19 protein-coding genes are annotated in these 21,288 nt (G+C 71.4%); 13 read left to right on the forward strand and 6 right to left on the reverse strand.

Annotated elements, in window-relative coordinates; all coding sequences use genetic code 11:
• Window positions 1-73: 73 nt before the first annotated feature.
• The 3 genes from G339_RS0116600 to G339_RS0116610 all read left to right on the forward strand — a co-directional run bounded on the left by G339_RS0116600 (window position 74) and on the right by G339_RS0116610 (window position 3,219).
• Window positions 74-1,528 (forward strand): MFS transporter, encoded by a 1,455-nt coding sequence (locus tag G339_RS0116600; protein ID WP_019632207.1) that lies wholly within the window; start codon window positions 74-76, stop codon window positions 1,526-1,528.
• 111 nt (window positions 1,529-1,639) lie between these two features.
• Complete coding sequence (locus G339_RS0116605) at window positions 1,640-2,692, forward strand: NAD-dependent epimerase/dehydratase family protein (RefSeq protein ID WP_019632208.1); 1,053 nt, start codon at window positions 1,640-1,642, stop codon at window positions 2,690-2,692.
• Window positions 2,693-2,829: 137 nt separating this feature from the next.
• A complete protein-coding gene (locus tag G339_RS0116610; protein ID WP_033323292.1) occupies window positions 2,830-3,219 on the forward strand; it encodes an RNA-binding S4 domain-containing protein in 390 nt (129 codons plus the stop codon).
• A gap of 3 nt (window positions 3,220-3,222) precedes the next feature.
• Here G339_RS0116610 and G339_RS0116615 read toward each other — a convergent pair whose 3' ends face one another.
• From G339_RS0116615 to G339_RS0116625, 3 genes are all read right to left on the reverse strand, one after another.
• The gene (locus tag G339_RS0116615) at window positions 3,223-5,133 is read right to left on the reverse strand and encodes a TerD family protein (RefSeq protein ID WP_033323386.1); all 1,911 of its coding nucleotides are present in this window, start codon (window positions 5,131-5,133) and stop codon (window positions 3,223-3,225) included.
• Window positions 5,134-5,335: 202 nt separating this feature from the next.
• Entirely contained in the window at window positions 5,336-6,253 is a 918-nt protein-coding gene (locus G339_RS0116620; RefSeq protein ID WP_019632211.1) for a VOC family protein, read from the reverse strand.
• A 16-nt stretch (window positions 6,254-6,269) separates the two neighbouring features.
• Complete coding sequence (locus tag G339_RS0116625; protein ID WP_019632212.1) at window positions 6,270-7,118, reverse strand: fumarylacetoacetate hydrolase family protein; 849 nt, start codon at window positions 7,116-7,118, stop codon at window positions 6,270-6,272.
• A gap of 119 nt (window positions 7,119-7,237) precedes the next feature.
• Here G339_RS0116625 and G339_RS0116630 point away from each other — a divergent pair, with 119 nt between their 5' ends.
• From G339_RS0116630 to G339_RS36780, 5 genes are read left to right on the forward strand one after another with little or no spacing between them, the layout of a single operon-like run.
• On the forward strand, window positions 7,238-7,972 hold the full coding sequence (locus G339_RS0116630; RefSeq protein ID WP_019632213.1) for a FadR/GntR family transcriptional regulator: 735 nt from the start codon (window positions 7,238-7,240) through the stop codon (window positions 7,970-7,972).
• A 35-nt stretch (window positions 7,973-8,007) separates the two neighbouring features.
• Entirely contained in the window at window positions 8,008-8,514 is a 507-nt protein-coding gene (locus tag G339_RS0116635; protein ID WP_019632214.1) for a hypothetical protein, read from the forward strand.
• 41 nt (window positions 8,515-8,555) lie between these two features.
• Window positions 8,556-9,182, forward strand: a complete 627-nt coding sequence (locus tag G339_RS0116640) for a hypothetical protein (RefSeq protein ID WP_019632215.1) — start codon at window positions 8,556-8,558, stop codon at window positions 9,180-9,182.
• Window positions 9,179-10,432 (forward strand): nucleotidyl transferase AbiEii/AbiGii toxin family protein, encoded by a 1,254-nt coding sequence (locus G339_RS36775; RefSeq protein ID WP_019632216.1) that lies wholly within the window; start codon window positions 9,179-9,181, stop codon window positions 10,430-10,432. Before G339_RS0116640 ends, G339_RS36775 begins: the two co-directional genes overlap by 4 nt.
• 29 nt (window positions 10,433-10,461) lie before the next feature.
• Entirely contained in the window at window positions 10,462-11,541 is a 1,080-nt protein-coding gene (locus G339_RS36780; protein ID WP_169514746.1) for a nucleotidyl transferase AbiEii/AbiGii toxin family protein, read from the forward strand.
• Between the two features lies 1 nt (window position 11,542).
• On the opposite strand, the gene corA is transcribed toward G339_RS36780, so the two are convergent.
• Entirely contained in the window at window positions 11,543-12,541 is a 999-nt protein-coding gene (gene corA, locus G339_RS0116655) for a magnesium/cobalt transporter CorA (RefSeq protein ID WP_026341517.1), read from the reverse strand.
• A 180-nt stretch (window positions 12,542-12,721) separates the two neighbouring features.
• On the opposite strand from corA, the gene G339_RS36785 reads away from it, so the two are divergent.
• A complete protein-coding gene (locus G339_RS36785; protein WP_019632219.1) occupies window positions 12,722-13,288 on the forward strand; it encodes a hypothetical protein in 567 nt (188 codons plus the stop codon).
• 8 nt (window positions 13,289-13,296) lie between these two features.
• Here the strand turns inward: G339_RS36785 and G339_RS0116665 are convergent, their stop codons facing one another.
• Complete coding sequence (locus G339_RS0116665) at window positions 13,297-14,622, reverse strand: lipase family protein (protein WP_019632220.1); 1,326 nt, start codon at window positions 14,620-14,622, stop codon at window positions 13,297-13,299.
• Between the two features lie 157 nt (window positions 14,623-14,779).
• Here G339_RS0116665 and G339_RS0116670 point away from each other — a divergent pair, with 157 nt between their 5' ends.
• The 4 genes from G339_RS0116670 (at window position 14,780) to G339_RS0116685 (ending at window position 18,724) form a co-directional block, all read left to right on the forward strand.
• Complete coding sequence (locus G339_RS0116670) at window positions 14,780-15,352, forward strand: TetR/AcrR family transcriptional regulator (RefSeq protein WP_026341518.1); 573 nt, start codon at window positions 14,780-14,782, stop codon at window positions 15,350-15,352.
• 64 nt (window positions 15,353-15,416) lie between these two features.
• Window positions 15,417-16,295: an RNA polymerase sigma factor SigJ gene (gene sigJ / locus G339_RS0116675; RefSeq protein ID WP_019632222.1), complete on the forward strand. Its 879-nt coding sequence runs from the start codon at window positions 15,417-15,419 to the stop codon at window positions 16,293-16,295.
• Between the two features lie 108 nt (window positions 16,296-16,403).
• On the forward strand, window positions 16,404-17,276 hold the full coding sequence (gene blaOXA, locus G339_RS0116680; protein WP_019632223.1) for a class D beta-lactamase: 873 nt from the start codon (window positions 16,404-16,406) through the stop codon (window positions 17,274-17,276).
• Window positions 17,273-18,724 carry an MFS transporter gene (locus tag G339_RS0116685; protein ID WP_019632224.1) on the forward strand — a complete coding sequence of 484 codons (1,452 nt, stop codon included), beginning with the start codon at window positions 17,273-17,275 and terminating at the stop codon, window positions 18,722-18,724. The genes blaOXA and G339_RS0116685 overlap by 4 nt, the downstream gene beginning before the upstream one ends.
• 940 nt (window positions 18,725-19,664) lie before the next feature.
• Here G339_RS0116685 and G339_RS41105 read toward each other — a convergent pair.
• Entirely contained in the window at window positions 19,665-20,975 is a 1,311-nt protein-coding gene (locus G339_RS41105) for a DNA cytosine methyltransferase (protein ID WP_084693275.1), read from the reverse strand.
• Window positions 20,976-21,288: the final 313 nt, after the last annotated feature.

The following is a 21,288-nucleotide window of genomic DNA, read 5'->3' on the forward strand; positions in this document are numbered from 1 at the left end:
ATTGCACGCGCATTAAATGCTCACGAAACCTGTGCTTGGACATTCAATGCATGTGCATGTACTGTCCTCCGACGTGACCATCACCGAAACCTCCCGTGCCACCGACGACCGCGCGTCGGGCCGTGCCCCCCACGGCGCCGACCAGAGTTGGACCCCCCGGCTGTGGGGCGTCCTCGCGGTGCTGTGCGCCGTGCTGTTCCTCGACGGGCTGGACGTGTCGATGGTGGGCGTCGCCCTCCCGTCCATCGGCACCGAGCTGGGCCTGTCCACGACCTCGCTGCAGTGGATCGTCAACGGCTACGTCCTCGGCTACGGCGGACTGCTGCTCCTCGGCGGGCGCACCGCCGACCTGCTCGGCCGCCGCCGCGTCTTCCTCACCGCGCTGGCCGTGTTCGCCGCCGCGTCGCTCGTCGGCGGGCTCGTGAACGACGGCACGCTGCTGATCGTCACCCGCTTCGTCAAGGGCCTGGCCGCCGCGTTCACCGCGCCGACCGCCCTGTCCATCCTGACCACCACGTTCCACGGGCGGGCCCGCAACCGGGCGCTGTCGGTGTTCTCCGTCTTCGGCGCGAGCGGCTACTCGTCCGGGCTGATCCTCGGCGGGTTGCTGACCAGCGCGGGCTGGCGGTGGACGTTCCTGACGCCCGTCCCGCTCGCCGTCCTCGCGCTCGTCGCGGGCCTGGCGCTGATCCCGCGCGACAAGCCGGCGGCGGGCGGCGGCCACGACCTCGTCGGCGCCGTCACCCTCACCACCGGGATGCTGCTGGCCGTCTACACCGTCGTGTCCGCGCCCGACCGGGGCTGGGGCGACCCGCTGACGATCCTGTCGGTCGTCGTCGCGGTCGCGCTGCTCGTCGGCTTCGTCGTCACCGAGATGCGCGTCCGGCACCCGCTGGTCCGGCTCGGCATCCTGCGGTCCGGGACGATCGTCCGCGCGAACCTCAGCATCATCGCGCTGTTCGGCTCGTACCTCAGCTTCCAGTTCATGATGACGCTGTACCTCCAGGACGTCCTGCACTGGTCGCCGCTGCGGATGGCGATGGCGCTGCTGCCCGCCGGGATCATCGTCGCCGTCGTGTCCCCGTTCATGGGACGCCTCATCGACCGGTTCGGCACCCCGCGCCTGATCATCAGCTCGATGGTGTCGCTCGGCCTCGGCTACGTGTGGTTCCTCGCGACGGCCGGGAACACGCCGCACTACGCGCTGACCGTCCTGCCCACGATGATCCTGCTGGGCGGCGGGTTCGGGTTCGGGTTCAGCTCGATCATGGCGCAGGCCACCGACGGGATCGACGACTCCGAGCAGGGGCTGGCGTCCGGGCTCGTCCAGACGTCCGGGCAGGTCGGCGCCGCGCTGGTGCTCGCGCTCGTCACGGCGCTCGTCGCCACGGACTCCCCGGCCGGGGGCGGCGGGTTCGCGCCGTTCCACCCGGGCGTCAACCTGGTGACGGCCGTCGGGGTCGTCGGGCTCCTGCTGAACGTCGTGCCGCTGCTGCTCCGCCGCCGGGGCGCGGCGCAGCCGGCCTGACGGTTCCGCGCCGGACGGCGGGTCGGGGACTCCCCGGCCCGCCGTCCGCATGTTCCGGGGTGCGCCGCGCGGGTAGGCGCGGCGTCCAGACCGCATACGGGGGGAGCAATCATGCGGATCGTCGTGGTCGGGGCCACCGGCAACGTCGGCACCAGCACCGTGCGCGCGCTCGCCGGCGACCCGGAGGTCACCTCGATCCTCGGCGTCGCGCGGCGGCGGCCCGGGCTGACGTTCGACAGGACCGAGTGGGTGTCGGCGGACATCGTCCGCAGCGACCTCGCGGCGCTGTTCGAGGGCGCGGACGCGGTGATCGACCTGGCCTGGATCTTCCAGCCGACGCACCACCCCGAGGTGACGTGGCGGAACAACGTCGTCGGGACGTCGCGGGTGTTCCAGGCCGCGGCGGCGGCGAAGGTGCCCGCGCTGGTGTACGCGTCGTCCATCGGCGCCTACTCGCCGCGGCCCGAGGACGGGCGGCCGGTCGACGAGTCGTGGCCCACGGACGGGCGGCCCACCGCCGCCTACAGCCGCGAGAAGTGCTACACCGAGCGGCTTCTCGACACGTTCGAGGCCGAGCACCCCGAGTGCCGCGTCGTGCGGATGCGGCCCGGGTTCATCTTCAAGCGCGACGCGGCGACGGCGCAGCGGCGGATCTTCGGCGGGCCGTTCGTTCCGAACCGGCTCGTGCGGTCGGGGGTGATCCCGGTCGTTCCGGAGATTCCGGGTCTGGCGTTCCAGGCGCTGCACTCCGACGACGCGGGGGACGCGTACCGGCGGGCCGCCCTCGGCGACGTGCGGGGCGCGTTCAACCTCGCCGCCGAACCCGTGATCAACATGGCGCGGATCGCGGACCTGCTGAGCGCCCGCACCGTCCGCGTCCCGGCGGGCGCCGTCCGGACGGCCCTCGCGGCGATGTGGGGGCTCGGGCTCGTCCCGGCGTCGCCGCAGTTGTTCGACCTGGCGATGCGGTTGCCGATCCTCGACACCGGGCGCGCGCACGAGATCCTCGGCTGGACGCCGAAGCACTCCAGCCTGGCGGCGCTGGGGGAGTTCCTCCAGGGCCTGCGCGAGAACGCGGCGATGGACACGCCGCCGCTCGCCCGCCGCACGAGCGGCCCGCTGCGCATCCGCGAGTTCGCGACGGGAATCGGCCGTCGCGCCTGACCGCGCGGGCGGACGTACGGCGTCCGCCGTGCGGGGGCTCGCGGGGAGAGCGTGCAGGATGCGCGAGGCGCGCGCCTGATCCGGGCGAGCGGAAATGGGGAGGCGCGGGATTCGGGGGGCCGCGTAGGGTCGGTTCCATGACGGCGGAAGAGGGCGGCAGCGTTCGCGTGGACGCGTGGATCTGGTCCGTGCGCCTGGTGAAGACCCGTTCGGCGGCGACGGCGGCGTGCCGGGGCGGCCACGTCCGGGTGAACGACGAGCGGGTGAAGCCCGCGACGCCGGTCCGCGTCGGCGACGAGGTGCGGGTCCGGCTGGAGGGCCGCGAACGCGTCGTCGTGGTCCGCCGCATTCTGCGCAAACGCGTCAGCGCGCCGCTCGCGCAGGAGTCCTACACCGACAACAGCCCGCCCCCGCCCCCGCGCGAGGCGCTGATCCCCGTCGCCCGTCGCGACCGCGGCGCGGGCCGCCCCACCAAACGCGACCGCCGGGAACTCGACCGCCTCCGCACCCTCCCGCCGACGCCCTGACGGTCAGGCGGCGGGTTCCGTCGCCGCCGCGCGCAGGACGTGCTCGTGCATCCGGTCCACGGCGTGGTCGACGCTGCGCACGAACCCGGCCTCCGCCGAGCCGCGCCGCACGCCCATGCCCGTCGGGAGCGTCAGCCGGAACGACCCGATCTGCTCGCCGCCGTCCGGCACCAGCAGGCCGGGTTCGGCGGCGAGGTTGCGCAGCAGGTCGCAGGGCCCGCTCGCGCCGCCCGCCGGCAGCGCCTCGACGCGCAGCTCCGGCGGTGCGTCCGCGAGCCGCCGCAGCAGCCACTGGACGCGGGTCAGCGCCCGCGCCCGGTCCGCGGCCGGGACCTCGACGGTCGTCTCGATCCGCCCGGTGCGCAGGTCCGCCTCGATGAGCACCGGCCCGGCCGTGCCCGGCACCCGGATCTCCGCGCTCATCCGCCCGGCCTCCACGAGCGAGGCGACCGTCCGCATCCGGCGCACGGACGCGTCCCCGTCCCGGCGGCGGCGCAGCACCGGCGCGACGGTGAGCCCGGTCCGCCCGCCGATCCGCAGGCAGAGCTGCCGGACGAGCTTCTCCCAGCTCTCGGCGACCTGCAGCGCGCGGCGGTCGCCGAGCCGCAGCGTGCCCGCCGCGACCGCGTCGCGGACCGGCACCCACGCCGCCCCCATGTCCTGGAAGCCCTGGCAGCCCGCGTTCGGCTGCCGCAGGTAGTGCAGCAGCTCGCCGAGCAGCCAGGCGTGGACGGGGTTCGCGACGCCCTGGTGGTGGCAGAGCAGCTCGGCCTCGTACGCGACCTCGGCCCACGACAGGTGCCGCAGCGCGACCTTGCGCAGCCGCCGCCGGTCCACGGTGAGCGGGTGGGCGTCGTCGAGCGCGAGGTCGTTGGACAGGGTGATGACGGCCTCGTAGCCCTGCCGGGACGCGACCTCCAGGTACGCCTCGACCTGGTCGGACTTGAGGGGGTTGCCGCCCGTCTTGGTCTCCACGAGCGCCGTCCAGATCCGTCCGGCGCGCGCGACGCGCAGGACGCCGTCCGGGCGGACCTTCCCGTCGCCGTGCTTGAACGACGCCTCGGCGAACGTCTGGACGGTCCCGGCGGGCGCGCCGAACCGCGCGGTGAGCCGCCGCCCGAACTCGGGGACCTGCGCCATCACGGCGAGGAGCGTCGAGGTCGCGCGCGCCTCGCGCTCCTGGTCGTTGCGCAGGCCCGTCACCGGGAAGAGGCGGGCGCCCTGCCAGGAGGGGTGGTCGGCGAGGCTGACCTTCGGGGCGGGGGCCAGCGTGGTCTTGCGCTTCGCCGTCCGCACGCGCGCCGGGCGGGGCGCGGGCGCGGCCTCCGGCGCGGGCGCGCGCTCGGGTGTCGGTGCGGGCGGCTCGGCGGGCTCGGCGGTCCCGTCCTCGACGTCGATGCCGAAGTCCGTGGCCAGCCCCGCGAGGCCCGACGCGTACCCCTGCCCGACCGCGCGGAACCGCCAGCCGTCGCCCCGCCGGTAGAACTCGCCGAAGACGAACGCCGTCTCGGTCGACGCGTCGCCGATGTCGAACGCGAGCAGCGCGCCGCCCGCCGCGTCGGTGACGGCGAGCCGCAGGTCGTTCAGGTCCCCGAACGTCGCGTCGTGGCGGCTCGCGGCGACGACGACGCGCCGGACCGCGGCGGGCAGCGCGGCGAGGTCCACCAGGATGCGGTCCTCGCTGCCCGCCGCGGTGGGCGTCGTGCCGAGCAGGCGGACGGACTCGTCCGCGGTGGCGGGCTGGTTGTAGAAGACGAAGTCGCCGTCGCCGCGCACCCGGTCGTCCGCGCCGAGGAGCAGGACCGAGACGTCGGCCTCCCCGGCGCCGGACGGGTCGGTCCAGCCCAGCGCCACGGTCAGCGGCCCCGGCGCGTCCGACAGCGCGGACAGCTCGACGTTCGCGCCCTTGGTCATCTGTTCCACGGCTCGCACTCCTCGTCTCGCACGGCAGGGCTGCGGCAGGGGAGCACGGCGGACGGGACGCGGCCGTCTGCGCGCACTGCGGGACGCTACGCCGCGCGGGCGGGCGGCGCGGCGCGGACGGCGGGTTGTGGCCGGATGCGGAACGGACGTGAACCGGGACGGCCCCGTGGGAGTGGGGCCGTCCCGGGCGGGGTCAGGTGTGGGCGTCGGTCATGAGGGCGGCGAGGTCCTCGGGGTTGATGAAGGACGGCGGGGGCGGCGGGCCCCAGTTGAAGAGGCCCTTCGCGCCCTCGAAGACCTCCGGGGTCCAGGGGGCGTCCTCCGGGATGGAGTCCATGTCGGAGTAGTACTCGGAGAAGTTGCCCGCCGGGTCCTTCAGGTACCAGAAGAAGTTCGATCCGGCGTGGTGGCGGCCGAGGCCCCAGACGTGGCGCTCGGGGCGGCCCTCGAGCATGGCCATCGCGCCGCGGCCGACGTCGTCCACGTCGTCGACCTGCCACGACGTGTGGTGCAGGAAGGAGACGGGGGCCTGGAGCACCAGGATGTTGTGGTGGTCGGTCGAGCAGCGCAGGAACGCGCCGACGTTCCCCATGAGGTCGCTGGTGCGGAAGCCGAGGCCGTCGCGGAAGAACGCGATGGTCGCGGCGGCGTCGGTGGTGCCGAGGACGGCGTGGCCGAGCTTGCGGGGCCGGATCGGGTCGGTGCGCAGGACGCCGGGCGCGCGCACGCCGGGCCGGTCGACGCGGCCGGGCCCGTTGTAGGGCGTCGGCGCGACGGCCTCCTGGAGGATGCGCGGCTCGACGCGCAGCACGGCGCGCACGCCGGTGACCGGTTCCACGGCGGTGAGTTCCGTCCCGGCGAGGACGGGTTCGACGCCGAGCCGCCGGAGGCGGGCGGCGGCGGCGCCGAGGTCGTCGGGGTCGTCCGCGCCGATCCGCGCCTCCAGCAGGCGGCGCGTCGGAGCGTGGACGATCCGGAGCTGGTCCCCGCCGTCGCGGGTGCGGAACCACCCGTCCGCGGCGCGCGCCAACCCGAACTCGGCGTAGTAGTCGCCGGTCTCGACGGGGTTGGGCACCCCGACGGTGATCGCGGACAGTCGGTGCAGAGCCATGAGTGTCTCCCGCGGGTCAGGACGCGACGAAGGTCTGGCGCAGTTCGCCGATGCCCTCGATGGTGCTGACGAGCACCTCGCCGGGCGCGATCCAGCGCTGCGGGCTGCGGCCGAGGCCGACCCCGGCGGGCGTGCCGGTGAAGATCAGGTCGCCGGGGCGCAGCGGGAGGACGGCCGACAGCCGGGCGACGAGCGCGGGCACGGAGAAGATGAGGTCGCGGGTGCGGCCCTTCTGCATCTCCTCGCCGTCCAGGGCGCAGCTCAGCTCGATGTCGTCGCGGTCGCGGAACTCGTCGGGGGTGACCAGGCACGGCCCGGTCGGCGCGAAGCCGGGGAAGGACTTGCCGAGCCCGAACTGCGGCGCGGGGCCGACCATCTGGGTGACGCGCTCGGAGATGTCCTGCCCGGCGGTGAGCCCGGCGACGTGGTCCCACGCGTCCGCCTCGGCGACGCGGTACGCCTCGGTCCCGATGACGGCGACGAGCTCGACCTCCCAGTCGGTGTGCCCGCCCTCGGGCAGCGCGACCTCGGTGACGGGCCCGGTCAGGCTGGACGCGAACTTGGTGAACACCGGCGGCAGCGTGTCGGGCGCGGCGAACCCGGACTCGTCGGCGTGCGCCCGGTAGTTCAGCCCGATCGCGAGGATCTGCGCGGGCGCGGGGGAGGGCGCGCCGAGGTCGGCGGCGTCGAACGGCGTGCCGGGCGGGAGGTCGGCGGCGTCCGCCCAGGCGCGGAACTCGGCCCAGCGGGCGTAGACGGCGGTGGGGTCGGCGGTGAACCGGCCGCCGCTCGCCTCCTCGACGTCCACGGCCGCGCCGGACGCGTCGAGCAGGACGAGCCGGCCGTTCAGGTTGGCGATGCGCACGGGGGTCTCTCCAGGTCGTGCTTGATTCGTCATGATGATTATGGCGATAATGCGCTGCGGTTGGGCCGTCCGTCAAGAGGTGGGATGCTAATCGCCATAATCATTTCGAGGAGGCCGACGTGACCCCTGACGACGCCGCGCTCCGCCGCGCCGACTGGGACCGCTCCGGCGCGCTCAGCCGCGCCGAGCAGGCCGCCGACCGCGTCGCGGAGCTGGCGGCGGCCGTCCGCCCGGGCGAACGGCTCGGCACCAAGGAGGAGCTGCGGACCCGGCTCGGCGTCTCGGTCGGCACGTTCAACGAGACGCTGCGGCTGCTGCAGGCGCGCGGGCTCGTCACCGTCCGGCCCGGCCCCGGCGGCGGGCTGTTCGCCGCCGAGCAGTCCCCGATGGTGCGGCTCGGGAACTCCGTCCTGGCGCTGGACGCGGGCGGCACCGACGTCGCCGAGGCGATCCGGGTCCGCGACGTCCTGGACCCGCTGCTCATCGAGGACGCGCTGTGGCACGCGTCCCCCGCCGACATCGCCGACCTGCGCGCCCGGCTCGCCGTCATGGCCGAGTCCGTCGAGGCGGGCGACCCCGTCGCGTTCGTCCACGCGAACTGGCGGCTGCACGCGCGGATCGCGTCGATCACGCCGAGCCGCCTGCTCGCGTCGCTGTACCACAGCCTGCTGGAGGTCATCGAGACGCACACGCTGTCGGTGCTGCCCTCGGCCGTCCAGCCGCTGCCGGACTACATCGCGGAGCGGTACCGGCTGCACGCCGACCTGGTGGACGCGCTGGACGCCCGCGACCGCGACGCGGCGATGCGGCTGATCACCGCGCACAACACCTCGTCCGCGACCCGCCCGGCCTGACGCATCACCGCGCCGCGGGCGGGCAGGGGCCGTCCATGACCACGGTGAAGACGCTCGCGGCGCGGGCCGGAGTGCGGCTGGACGCGCTCGCGATCTATCTCAACGACCATCTGACGGGGGCGACGGGCGGCGTCGAGCTGGCCCGGCGGATCGCCTCGACGCACGACGACCCGGCGCTCGCGACCGTCCGCGACGAGATCGAGGCCGACCGCGACACGCTGCTGGAGATCATGGCGAGCCTCGGCGTCCCGGCGCGGCGCTACAAGGTCTACGCGGCGTGGGCGATGGAGAAGGTGGGGCGGCTGAAGTCCAACGGCGGGCTCGTCCACCGCGCGCCGCTCAGCGACGTCGTCGAGCTGGAGGCGCTGGCGCTCGGCGTCGCGGGCAAGGCGGCGGGCTGGCGGACGCTGCGCGAACTAGCCGAACACGACGACCGGCTGGACGCGGCGCTGCTGGACGGCCTCATCGCGCGCGCGGACCGGCAGTCCGCGACGCTGGAGCCGCTGCGGCGGGCCGCCGCCGACCGGGCGTTCCGCGACTAAATGCGGATGACCGCCTCGGATGGGTCTGCCACGATTCATCCGTGTCCGCGGCGGAGGTCTACGAGATCCACCTGACGGTCGGGGGCGGCCCCGACCGGCTCGACGCGTTCGCCGCCGCGCGCGGGCTCAAGGCCGTCCACATCGTGCTCGACCGGGGGCGGGTGCCGTCGCAGCCGATGCTGACCCGGCGCGTGCGCGGGCCGCTGGACGCCGCGTTCGCCGCCGCGCGCGCGACCGCCGCCGAGCTGGTCTCGGCCGGGATTCCGGTCGTCCGGACCAAGATCGAGGGCGCGCCGGGGAATCCGGGCGTGCCCGTGGACGACGCCGCCGCGCGCCGCGCCGACCCCGCGCGGTACTTCGAGCACCACGTCAAGCTCGTCCTGCCGCCGGACGCCGACCTCGCGCGGCTCGCGGCGCTGGTCGAGCCGCACACCGCGCACCTGTCGCGCAACGCGCGGCGGGTCCGCGCGGACGGCCGCCGGGAGCGGTTCGTCACCCAGCGGTGCCGCGCCGTGGGCGACCGCACCGCCGCGCGGCGGCTCGCCGCGCTGACCCTCGCCCTGCGCGACGCGTGCCACGAGATCGCCTCCGTCGAGCGCGAGTACGTCGTCCACGACGGCGACGCCTCGCTCGACGACGGCTGGATCGCCGAGGAGGACCCCCGATGACGGACTGGACCGACCTCGGCTGGGGGCCGTGGTCTCCCGGAACGCGCGTCTCCGGGGAACCGGGCGCCGACGTGCGCGCCCGGCTCGACCTGCCCGCGACGCTGCTGCCGACGCCCGGACTCGTGCAACCGCTGCTGTTCGATCCCGCGTTGAAGCATCACGCCCGTGCTGCGCGGCTCGGCGAACCGTCTTTCGCGGACGCCGACACGGCACGCGCGTGGCACGACGCGCGGCGGGCGGCGCTCGGCCGGGTGCTCGCCGCCGCCGCCCGGTCGCCGCATCTGGTGCTGCGGGGGAGCGCGCTGATGCGGGCGTGGTTCGGGGCGGCGGCGCGGGAGCCCGGCGACCTGGACTTCGTCGCGGTGCCCCGAACGCTCGGCGTCGAGGCGGCGCCGGACCTGCTCGACGGGATCGCGCGCGGCGCGGCGGGCGGTGCCGTGCGTTTCGACGCCGACGCGGCCGTGTGCGAGGACATCTGGACGTACGACCGCGTGCCGGGCGTGCGGCTCGTCCTGCCGTGGGCGGCGGACGGGCTGCCGGGCGGGACCGTGCAGGTGGACGTCGTGTTCGGCGAGCGGCTGGCGGTCCCGCCGGAGCCGGTATCCGTGCCGGTGCCCGGCGGGGAGCCCGTCCGGCTGCCCGGCGCGTCGCGGGAGCTTTCGCTGGCGTGGAAGATCATGTGGCTCGTCGACGACATGTACCCGCAGGGCAAGGACCTGTACGACGCGCTGCTGCTCGCGGAGTCCACGCCGCTGCGGCACCGGCTGCTGCTGGACGTGTTCGCCGCGTCCGAGCCGGCGCGGGCCGTGCGGCCGCCGACGTTCGAGGACGTGCGGCGGATCGGCGCGGACTGGGACGAGTTCCGCAAGGAGCATCCGGACGTCGCCCTCGACGGGCGCGCCGCGCACGCCCGGCTCGCCGCGCTGCTGGAACCGGTGTTCGCGCAGGACACGGGCCTGCCGGACGACGTGTACGGGCGCGCCGCCGAGCTGCTGCGTCCGCGCCTGGCCGACTACCGGGGGCTCGGGCTCTCCGCGGCGCTGCACCGGATGATCCGCGATGACCGTTTCGCTCCGCTGGAGGCGACCGTGCTGGCCAACGTCCTGCTCGGCCGCGACGCCGCCGCGCTGGGCGACACCGTGGACGCGGTGCTCCGCGCCTGCCGCCGTGTCGGGCGGGGTTGGACGGGCTATCTGGACCGAAATCCCGGCGTGCGGGACGACGTGCTGCGGACGCTGGCCGGTTCGTGATGAGTTGGACGGACATCGCCGATCGGTTGGTGCTCGACGCCGACGCGCCGCCGTCGTCCGCCGACGAACCGGCGTCCGGGAGCGAGGCGGGGCGGGCCGCGCGGCGTCGCGTGCTCGGCCACGTCCTGGCCGCCGTCGCGGAATCGCGCTGGTCGGCGCACCTGGCGCTGCGCGGGAGCGTGCTGCTGCGCGCGGCGTTCGGCTCGGCCGCGCGCGAGCCCGGCGACCTGGACTTCGTCGTCGTCCCGCACACCTTCGCGTGCGACGGCGCGGACGCCCGCGCGATGCTGGCGGACATCGCGCACGCCGCCGAACGCGTCTCGCTCCGCTCGCCGCACCCGCGGGTGCTCATCGACGCGGCGGGCGCGGTCACCGACGACCTGTGGTCCTACGGCGCGTCGCCCGGTGTCCGCATCGCCCTCCCGTGGCGGTCCGACGACGGCCCCGGCGGCGAAGTGGGCCTCGATTTCGCGTTCAACGAGCGCATTCCCGTTCCCCCGGAAAGCGTGGCGGTCACCGTTCCCGACACCGGTGCGGTGTCCCTTCTCGCCGCGACGCCGGAACAGTCGCTCGCGTGGAAGACGATGTGGCTCCTGGACGATCCGTACATCGAGCCCAAGGATCTGCACGACGCGCTTCTCCTGGCCGAACACGTGCGACTGCCGCACCGGCTCCTGCTGGATTCCCTGGTGGCGTCCGACCTGGACAACATCGCCTGGCTGCCCACGGAAACGGCGCTCAGTTCCCTGAAACTCCGCCCCGGAGCCGGGGACGAAGCGTTGGCCGCTCGTGCCCGCTTCACCGCGTTCGCCACGTCCGTTCTTCAAGAAGACCCGGGCCTGCCCCGCGGGGTCTACGCGCGCTACGCGGAACTCCTGCGACCACGCCTCGCGGAATACAAGGGCCGCGACCCCCGCGCGGTGGCACGCGAATTGATCGCCGTCGACCGGGCCTTCACCGACGTCGTCACGGTCGTCTTCAACGAACTCCTCGGCCGGAGCATCGACGACCTCCCCGAAACCATCGACCAACTCGCCGAACTGAACCCTGGCGCACCGTCCGACCCGACCACCCGCGACGGACTCCTGCTGGACCTGCTCGCGGACTGAATCAGAGCCAGCCGCTCTTGCGGAGGCGGTAGTAGACGGCGAGGATCGCCACGGCCATGACGCCGAGGACGATCGGGTACCCGAGTTTCCACTGGAGTTCGGGCATGTGGACGAAGTTCATGCCGTAGATGCCCGCGATGGCGGTCGGGACGGCGATGATCGCCGCCCAGGCCGAGATCTTGCGCATGTCCTCGTTCTGCTGTTTGCCGAGCAGGGCCAGGTGGGCGTTGAGGACGCTGTTCAGGAGTTCGTTGTGGGCGTCCACCTGGCCGTCCACGCGCAGGAGGTGGTCGAGGACGTCGCGGAAGTATTCGCGCGTTCCGCTCAGGGCGCTGACACGGCCCCGGACGATCTCCTGGAGGACGGGGACCAGCGGGTCCTCGGCCGCCCGGAATTCCAGGACTTCGCGCTTCAGCCGGTAAATGGCCTCGGTGACGTCGTCGGTGCCGCCGACCGAGCGGAACACGGCCCGCTCCAGTTCGATGATGTCCACCTCGACCTCGTGCGCGACGGTCCCGTAATGGTCGACGATCTCGTCGCACACGGCGTACAGGACGGCGGACGGTCCGGCTTTCAGCATCGTCACGTCCGCCTCGATCCGCTTCCGGATGGGCGCGAGCCGGTTCGCCGTCCCGTGCCGGACGGTGACGACGAAATCCCGCCCGACGAACAGCATGATCTCGCCGACCTCGATGTCGGAGGTGGCATCGACGTATTCGAGCGTTTTCAGCACGACGAACAAGGTGTCGTCGTACCGTTCGAGCTTCGGCCGCTGGTGCGCGGTGATGGCGTCCTCGACGGCGAGGGGGTGCAGGCGCAGCTCCTCGCTGATCAGGTCGAACTCCTCCGGCGTCGGCTCGTGCAGCCCGATCCAGACGAAGCAGTCGCCGCCGTCCGCGTCCGCCCGCGCCTCGTCCCGCGCCTCGTCCAAGGCGTCGGAGATGTCGCCCTCGATGTCGCGGCGCTTCCCGCCGTGGTAGATCGCCATGTCAACAATCACCCGAGCATTCTCCGCCACGCGGGGTCGCGCGGAACAGAGGCCGACGCCGGTCAGGCGGCCTCACCTCCGCTCAGTTCCGGGCGACCGTCCGCGCCGCGCCCGCCGCGACCGTCGTCGCGAGCAGCCAGCCCGCCGCGCCACAGCGCGGCCCGCCACGGCTGGAAGCCGTAGCCGATCGAGATGTCCCGACCGCCCCCGGCCTGCTACCGGCCGGTCGGCGCGGACGTCTACGTCGGGCTGCGGCTCGGTCGGCCCGGCGGGCGCGACGCCACGGGTCCGCCGCCGCGGACGCTGGTCGTCGGCTCGACCCGGTCGTCGGCCGTCCGGGCGGTCGCGACCGACGTCCACGACGTCGTCGTGAGCCCGGCCGCCGTCCGGTCGTCCGGCGCGGCGCCGGGCCCGTCACCGCTGCCGACGACGCCCGTCCCCACGCTCGGCCAGGTGTGGGGGTCCGACCAGGAGGGCTACGGGACGGTCCTGCCGCCGATGATCTTCAACGGCGGCGACCCGACGGGCGTGGTCGAGAACGTGGTGTGGTCCGGCTGGGGCGAGCCCGCGGCGACCGCCACGGGCACCGCGCTGTGGGCTCCGGACGGCGTCTCGGAGGGGACGATGGAGCCCGCGCGCGTCGTCGCGTCCGACCTCGGCGACTGCCGGGGCGCCCTGGCCTACCGCCGCGTCACCTGGTACTTCCCGCAGCACGGCCAGCGCCCGCCCGACGAGGGCACGGACATCTGCCCCGACTGACCCCCGGGTCAGGGCTGCTTCGGCAGCGTCGCGCAGGTCGAGGACGCGGCCTTGCCGCCGAGCCGGTCGCCGAGCCAGGACACGGCCGCGTCCTGGTCGGCGAGCAGCGGCACGAGGTGGTTGGTGAGCAGCCCCTTGCCCAGCTCGGGGAACGAGACCGGCGCGTAGGTGACGTTCGCGCCCTTCGCGCACCAGTCGGCGGCGAGTCGGCGCACCTGCGCGTGCGGGACGATGTCGTCCAGCACGCCCGTCGTGACGCGCACCGGCCCGGCGGGCTTCAGCGAGCCGAGGCGTTCGCGCGCGAGGACCTTCTTCACCTCCGGACTCGCCGCGATGATCTGCGCGAGCGAAGACCCGTCCGTCGTCCACTGCTTGCTGTTGGAGAAGCCGTACCGCAGGATCGCGTCCCCGACGCACATCGTGGACAGATCCGCGAGCGCCTCTTTCCCGGACGCGCTGATATGCGCATCGAGGACGGGCCGCACCGCCGGATAGTCGTGGACGAGCCCGTTGATCGCCCAGCCGAGCGCCCCCGCGAGCGCGCTGCCGTCGATGCCCTTGATGACCTCGGTGAGATCGGCGGGCGGCGCCCCGACGTACGAGCCGGCGAGCCGCACGTCCGGCGCGTACGACGGCTGGAGTTCGGCCGCCGCCGCGCTCGCGCCGCCGCCCTGGCTGTACCCGTACAGGCCGACGCTCGACGTCCCGCGCAGCGACGTGCCGGGCAGCCGCCGCGCGGCCCGGACGACGTCGAGCAGCGCGTGCGCCTGGTCGAACCGCTCCGCGTAGGTGTGGACGCGGTCGGGCGTCCCGAGTCCGGCGTAGTCGGTGACCGCGACGGCGATGCCCCGGCTGAGCAGCCGGTAGACGGCCAGGCTCTCGTAACCCACCGAGATGGTCTTGTCGGAGAACGTCAGCGGCGTCTGCAGCGCGAGCGAGGGCGCGCACTGGTCGCCCTGCCCCATCGTCCCCGACGCGAGGCCGACGAGCGGGCGCGGTCCCTTGCCCTTCCAGGCCGCGGTCGGCTCGATGTAGACGCCGGTGACGGCGATCGGCGCGCCGTTCGCGTCCGTCGACCGGTACATGAGCCGCGTGGCGTTCCCCGGCAGCGGCCCGCTCGCGCCGGGCGGCGTGAGCGCGAGCGGCATCGGCTCGGTGCGGACCAGCGCGCCGTTCTCGCCGGGCAGTTCGGTCGGCGGCGTGTAGAACGCCGGGATGGCGATGCCACGCGACACCGTCGGCGCCGGGTCGGCGACGGCCACCGCCGCCGTCGCCGCGAGCGCGGCCGCGGCCAGCCCGCCGACCAGCGGGAGGGTCCTTGCACTTCGCTTCATCCATCCGGCCCATCGTCTCGACGCCTCGGTTGCCGACGAGAAACATAAGTGGACGCTTGCATGCGGAGCAAGATCCCTGGCGCACAAATTTCCTAGCCGGTCGGCTACTTTCCGTCTAGCCGACCGGCTATCCGTCCGCATTGGTAGGGTTGCGCCGATGATCCAGCGGAGGCGACCGGGCGCGGCCCGCGAGCGCGTGCTCGCCGCCGCCCTGGAACTGTTCGCGCGGCACGGCGTCCACGGCACCTCGCTGCAGATGATCGCCGACGAGATCGGCGTCACCAAGGCCGCCGTCTACCACCAGTTCCGCAGCAAGGACGACATCGTCCGCGCCGTCATCGCCCCCGCGCTGGACCGGCTCGCCGAGGTCACCGCCGCCGCCGAGCGGCGCCGGGGCCGTGCGGCGCGCGCCGAGGTCGTCCTCGCCGGGATCGTCGACCTCGTCGTGGAGCACCGGCACCTCACGGCCGTCCTGCAGTCCGATCCCGCGATCATGGGGATGCTCCGCGCGACGCCGGAGATGCGGGCCGTCGAGCAGCGCGTGTTCGACCTGCTCACCGGCCCCGACCCGGCCCCCGAGACCGTCGTCGCGACCGTCATGGTGAGCGGCGGCCTGATGAGCGCCGCCACCGGCCTGCTCCTGGACGACTTCGACGACGACGCGCTGCGCCGCCACCTGCTCGCCGGCGCCCACCGCCTGCTGCGGCTCCGGCCGCCCGCGGACCGCTGACGGTCACGTTCCCCGCGCCCGGTTCGTCAGTGCTCCGACACCGGCGACCCGCAGAAAGGCGATCATGGACGACCGCGACTTCCTCGCCGCACGATTCGAAGAGCACCGGACGCATCTCAAAGCCGTCGCCTACCGGATGCTCGGCTCCCTGAGCGAGGCCGACGACGCCGTCCAGGAAGCCTGGCTGCGGCTCGCCCGCGCCGAGTCCGGCGAGATCGGGAACCTCGGCGGCTGGCTGACGACCGTCGTCGGCCGCGTCTGCCTCGACATGCTCCGGTCCCGGACGCGGCGCGGCGAGACGCCGCTGGAGCCCCGGCTGCCCGACCCGATCGTCCTGGACGCGGACGCCGACCCCGAGCACGAGGCGCTGCTGGCCGACTCCGTCGGGCTCGCGCTGCTCGTCGTGCTGGAGACGCTGTCCCCGCCGGAGCGGCTGGCGTTCGTCCTGCACGACATGTTCGGGATGTCGTTCGAGGAGATCGGCCGGATCGTCGACCGCACGCCCATCGCCGCCCGCAAGCTCGCCAGCCGCGCGCGCCGCCGCGTCCAGGACACCGCGCCCGTCCCCGAACCTGACCCGGCCGCGCAGCGCCGCGTCGTGGACGCGTTCCTCGCCGCCGCGCGCGGCGGCGACCTCGACGCCCTCGTCGCGGTGCTCGACCCGGACGTCGTCCTGCGCGCGGACGGCGGCGCGACGCTGCCCGGCGGCATGAAGGTCCTGCGCGGCGTCGAGGCCGTGGCGGGCCAGGCCGCGACGTTCCACCGGATGGCGACGTCCACGACCGGACGGCCCGCGCTCGTCAACGGAACGGCCGGAATGGTCGCGTTCGTGGACGGCGAAGTGTTCTCCGTCGTCAGTTTCACGGTGGCCGCGGACCGGATCGTGGCGATCGACATCCTGTCCGATCCCGCGCGGCTCGCCGCACTGGATTTGGAGAGCTGAATTCTCCGTTCCGCCGTTGTCTGAACTGTGACGATATCCGCTTCGATATCGCTACTCGATTGATATCAATATTGGACAGGCGGGAGCGGGCTCTGGTCTGCTCGGGGCGTGATCAAACGAAATCTCCGCTCCCGCCTGGGCGCCACCGCGCTCGCCGTCCTCACCCTCGCCGGCACCGCCGCGTGCGGCGCGACCGCCCACGAGGCCGCGCCGCGCGCCGCCGTCGTCGCCGACCACCGCGGCCCCCGCACGACCGTCCGCGACGACCTGCGCGCGGTCTTCGACGCGGCGGGCGTCCACGGCACGTTCGCGCTGCTGGACGTCTCGTCCCGCACCACGACCGTCGTGGACCGGCGGCGCGCCGAGACGCCGCTCGTCCCCGCCTCCACCTACAAGGTCCCGCACGCGCTGATCGCGCTGGAGACCGGCGTCGTCAAGAGCCCCGAGGAGGTCATCCCGTGGGACGGCACGCCGCAGCCGTACCCCGAGTGGGAACACGACATGACGATGCGGAAGGCCGTCCAGATCTCCAACGCGGCCGCTTTCCAGGTGATCGCCCGCCGCATCGGCCTCAAGCGCGAACGCCAGTGGCTGCACCGCCTCTCCTACGGCAATGAGCAGACCGGCGACATCGTCGACCGATTCTGGCTGGACGGCCCCCTCAAGACCTCGGCCATCGAGCAGACCCGCTTCATGGAACGCCTGGCCGCCCTACGCCTCCCCGCCTCGCGCAAAAACCAGCTCCTGGTCCAGGACATCATCAAGCAGGAGTCCAAGGACGGCTACACGCTCTACGCCAAGTCCGGCTGGCAGAACGCCCCGAACCCCGGAACGGGCTGGTGGTCCGGCTGGGTCGTCCGCGACCACCACGTCTACACGTTCGCCCTGAACATCGACGTCAAAAACGACGCCGACGCCGCCAAGCGCGCCACTGTCAGCCGCGAACTTCTCAAACGACTGAATGTGCTCCCGACCACGTGAAACCCACCGCCGCCGACCACGGCGACCGACCCACGGTCGCCGTGGTCGGCGCGGTTCAGGCGGCGATCTCGCTGGGGTACTTCTCGGCGATGGCGCACATCGTCGTCCACCTCCAGGACGGCCTGGGGCTGGCCGCCGGGCTGATCGGCCTGGTCCTGGCCCTGCGCAACCTCGTCCAGCACACGCTGTCCCTGCCGGTCGGCGCGCTGGTGGACGTGCTCGGCCCCGGCCAGGCGGGCGTGCTGGCGTGCCTGGTCCGGGCGGCCGGGTTCGCGCTGCTCGGCACCGTCTCGTCCCCGCCCGGTCTGATCAGCGCGGCCGTCCTGCTCGGCGCGGGCGGCGCGCTGTTCCATCCGGCGGCGCAATCACTCCTGGCCTCGCTCACCGAGCGACGCCGGACGCGCGGTTACGCGGCCTACATGATGACGCTGCAGGCCGCCGCCGTCCTCGGCCCCGCGCTCGGCTTGGCGCTCCTGAACATCGGCTACTGGCTGGTGGCCCTGACGGCGGCCGCTTTGTGGTGCTTCGCGGCGGCGCTGTTCCCCCTGGCCCGGCACGCCCCGCGATATCCGGCCGAGACCGGCGTCGTCACCGGCGTACCGGCGGCCCTGCGCGACCGCGTCTTCCTGTGGTTCGCGGCGGTGACGACGCCGACGGTGCTCCTGACGGCGCAGGCACCGGTCGTCGTCCCGCTCGGCGGCGCGGACGCGACGGCGGTGACGGTCTTCTGCTGCGTCCTGGCGATGACGTCCGCGGCCGCCCAACCGTGGTGCGCGACCCGCGCCGAGCGCCCCGCCGTGCTCCGCGCCGGACTGCTCGACGCCGGGGGCGGCTACCTCCTGCTGGCGCTCGGCGCGGCCGCCGCCCTGCCGGGCCTGCTCGCGGCCGCCGCACTCCACGGCCTCGCGGACGGCCTGCTCCAGCCGGCGATGTTCCAGACCACCGCCCGGCTCGCGCCCCGATCCCGCTTCGGGACGTACCTTGGCGTCCGGACGTTCTTCTCGGGCCTGCTCGCCTTCGCCGGCGGCGCGGCCGTGGGCCGCCTCTTCGACCACGGCCCGCGCGGGGCGACGGCGGCCCTGGTGGCGCTCGCGCTTCTCGCGTGCGCCACCGCGGCCGCCGCCCGCCGCGCCCGCACGCTCATATCCGCAGGTTGGCCGCCTTGGAGGAGCCGATCCGAAGCACGGCCAAGCGGGTGCCCGCTTGCCTCGAGGGCGAGATTGAATTGGCCGGTGTGGGTCAATAATCTGTGTTTCATTTGGCAGTACCCCATCATCTACGACTCAGATACGGCTCACATTTGTTCGAATCCTGGAGGGCAGTCTCCGGCGTCTTCAGAAAGACGATCGGATCCCGGATTGCCCGGTTCATCGGGACGGCGTACAATTTCCCAGTCGGTGGAGCCAATTGCGAATCTCATCCGGTGGTCGCTGCCGTATGTTTTGTGACTTATTTCAATACGCGGCAGCGGGATTCCTTCAGGAAGCGCGTAAAAGAGATTCATCAACGGGCGCTCGACGTATTTCTGCAAGAATACGGCCATCGTCGACCGGGCCTGATCGTAAAGGTGGCCCCAGGCTTCCTGGCCAATATAGCATCGTCCACCGACATCTTCGAAACGGCGTTTTAGCTGAGTGAGCTTTTTACTGTCCGTAGGATCGAGAACAATCAGAACCGGAGTGAATCCGCTAGCCGTGCAGTCTTCGGCGAAGTTTAGTTCTTCAGCCCAACGCCCCTGTCCGGATGCGGCGATCGTCATTCGAAGCTTAAATTCGTATGCGAGGCCATCTTTAATGCAGTCGACTTGCCTGCCCTTCCGGCCATCCTTCACGCGCCTTACGGGACTATTATTGGCCGGGTAAGGGGCCCCTCCAAGAGCACCCGCGATGATCGGCTCGACGAGGTATCCGGTGTCCTGAGCGGCCCTGTTGTCAATATCATAAAACCATTTACGCCAAATGAGCAGTGCTGCCAAAGACTCCGTGGGCACCAGTCCATATTGCAAGAGTCCACGCATGCCGACTTGATCCATGGTGGGAAGCGGCTGCGTTTGTAGGATCCTCTGGTGCTTCAGCCTGCCTTTGTGTAGCGTTGCCAAGCAAGATACATAGGTATCTGCGTCTTCTTTAAGCCCACACAGCTGCGCGAACAACGTCTTAGGGTTTGGCCCCGGGCACTTGTAACCATTGACCAGTTCAGGTGAGTAAAAATCGGGAATGTTGCGAGGCGCGTCTTTGATGTGTTGCGCGATATCCAAGTCTCGCGCGGTTATGAAGATGAGGGTGCGAACTGCATCATCATCGAGAGACACTGCCTGCTTGCTTGAAGAGCTGTTTCGGATACGCTGGTAGATAGTCGACTGCGACCTGCTCAATTCCATAGCAGCTCCTATGCATGGATGTCACGTCCGGTGGTCCGCTCTTGCAAGCATCGCGCTCGACCACCGTAGCGATCTCGTACGAGGTTTACAACGTGTTTGAGGGCGGGACTCATAGCGTCTGCAGATGTAACGTCGAACGAGATGAGTCTTCCCCCTCCTGTATCACATTTCGGAAGCGACAGCGTAGTAACGATCGCGTGGCCTATGGCTTCAGCAAAAGCGGGCGGAACAGCATTGCCGATCAGCTTGGCGATATCCGACCGGCTGCCCATAAAATTGAACCAGTCTGGAAACGTCTGAATCCTTGCGCATTCTCGTAGGGTAAGAGGTCGATCATCCAATGGGTGGATGAACTCTCTGGATGCTGCGCTCGTGATTGCCTTAGAAGGTTCGTCAGCGATCAGACGTCGGAGTCCAGCTGGCGCGCCACCCCGCCGTTCAGTAGGAACTCCGTCCGCGACACGTCTGTTCGCTCGGCGATGGTAACTATTGTGCCAAAGTTCCGAAGGAAGATCGCGCATAGTCTGGCCCTGTTTTAGGACCGCAACGCGCAACTGATCTCGTGGGCTAAGTCCGGGTTTGAAATGAAGCTGCGGTTCCCCTGGTGCTACGGGAGAAGGAACTGGCAGATCTTGTATGGCTTCCATAATCGTTCGAGTTAGAGGGAGGTCTTTGCCAACTCGCCAGGCTCCCGGAGCACCGAACGCACGATGAGTTGGAACCAAGTCGGCGGGAGGCCGACCGAGAGAAGCGATGCATATAACCCTTTTACGGAGCTGGGGAACTCCAAAGTTGGCTACGTTGATCTTTTGGAGAATGATCTGATAGCCGCTTTCGATGAGAGGATCCAGTAGATCAACGACGAACTCGCCTCTTCCTGTAGTGAAGAACCCTTCGACATTTTCGAAGATGAAGACGTCGGGCTTTAGTTCCGCTGCGATCTCCGCGAATCTACCAACCAGGGTGTTTCGGTGGTCTATTTTTCTCCTCACTCCGGCTGAGGAGAACCCTTGACATGGAGGTCCCCCGACCAGGGCCCAGGGGTCGTGACCGACGCCGGAAGCTTTTAGGATCTCTGATGACTCCGCCTCACCGAGGTCCATGTCAAAAAATGGATGATCGTCAAGGTTGTTTCGGTATGTGTTGGCTGCGGGAGCCCAGTTGTCTGCGCCCAATGCAACCCTAAGACCTGCGGTTGCCATTCCGAGGGACAGGCCTCCTGCGCCAGCGAAGAGGTCGATCACTTGGGGCGCGTTCCCAGCTACAGGGACGAGCTCCTGCTCCTTGGCATCACGACTGCTGAGACCCATGTAATACATTGTGGCAGATCAAGGCTATGGTTGACCCTCTTGGACCGTCAGTACCTCCTGGTGCTGCGGCAGCCTAGCCCAGGGTGACCAACTAGTCACGTATTGTGCCGATTTGTCGCCGTTGCCCACCTTTGCTCGATTTCGTGGTCTCGCCTTCCGTAGGGAAAATGGCGAGCGTTCTAGCGTCTGGAACATCTCTATGATTTACCTTCAATAGGTAAGTAACTTTTTGAGGCTCGAAAACTTACTGCTCGACTGGTTGTTATGGCGATCTTATGGCCCTTTCCATTTCTTGAGTGCGGTTGGTGGCGACGATTTTTTT

The sequence above is a fragment of the Actinomadura atramentaria DSM 43919 genome, from assembly GCF_000381885.1.
GTDB classification, from domain to species: Bacteria; Actinomycetota; Actinomycetes; order Streptosporangiales; family Streptosporangiaceae; genus Spirillospora; species Spirillospora atramentaria.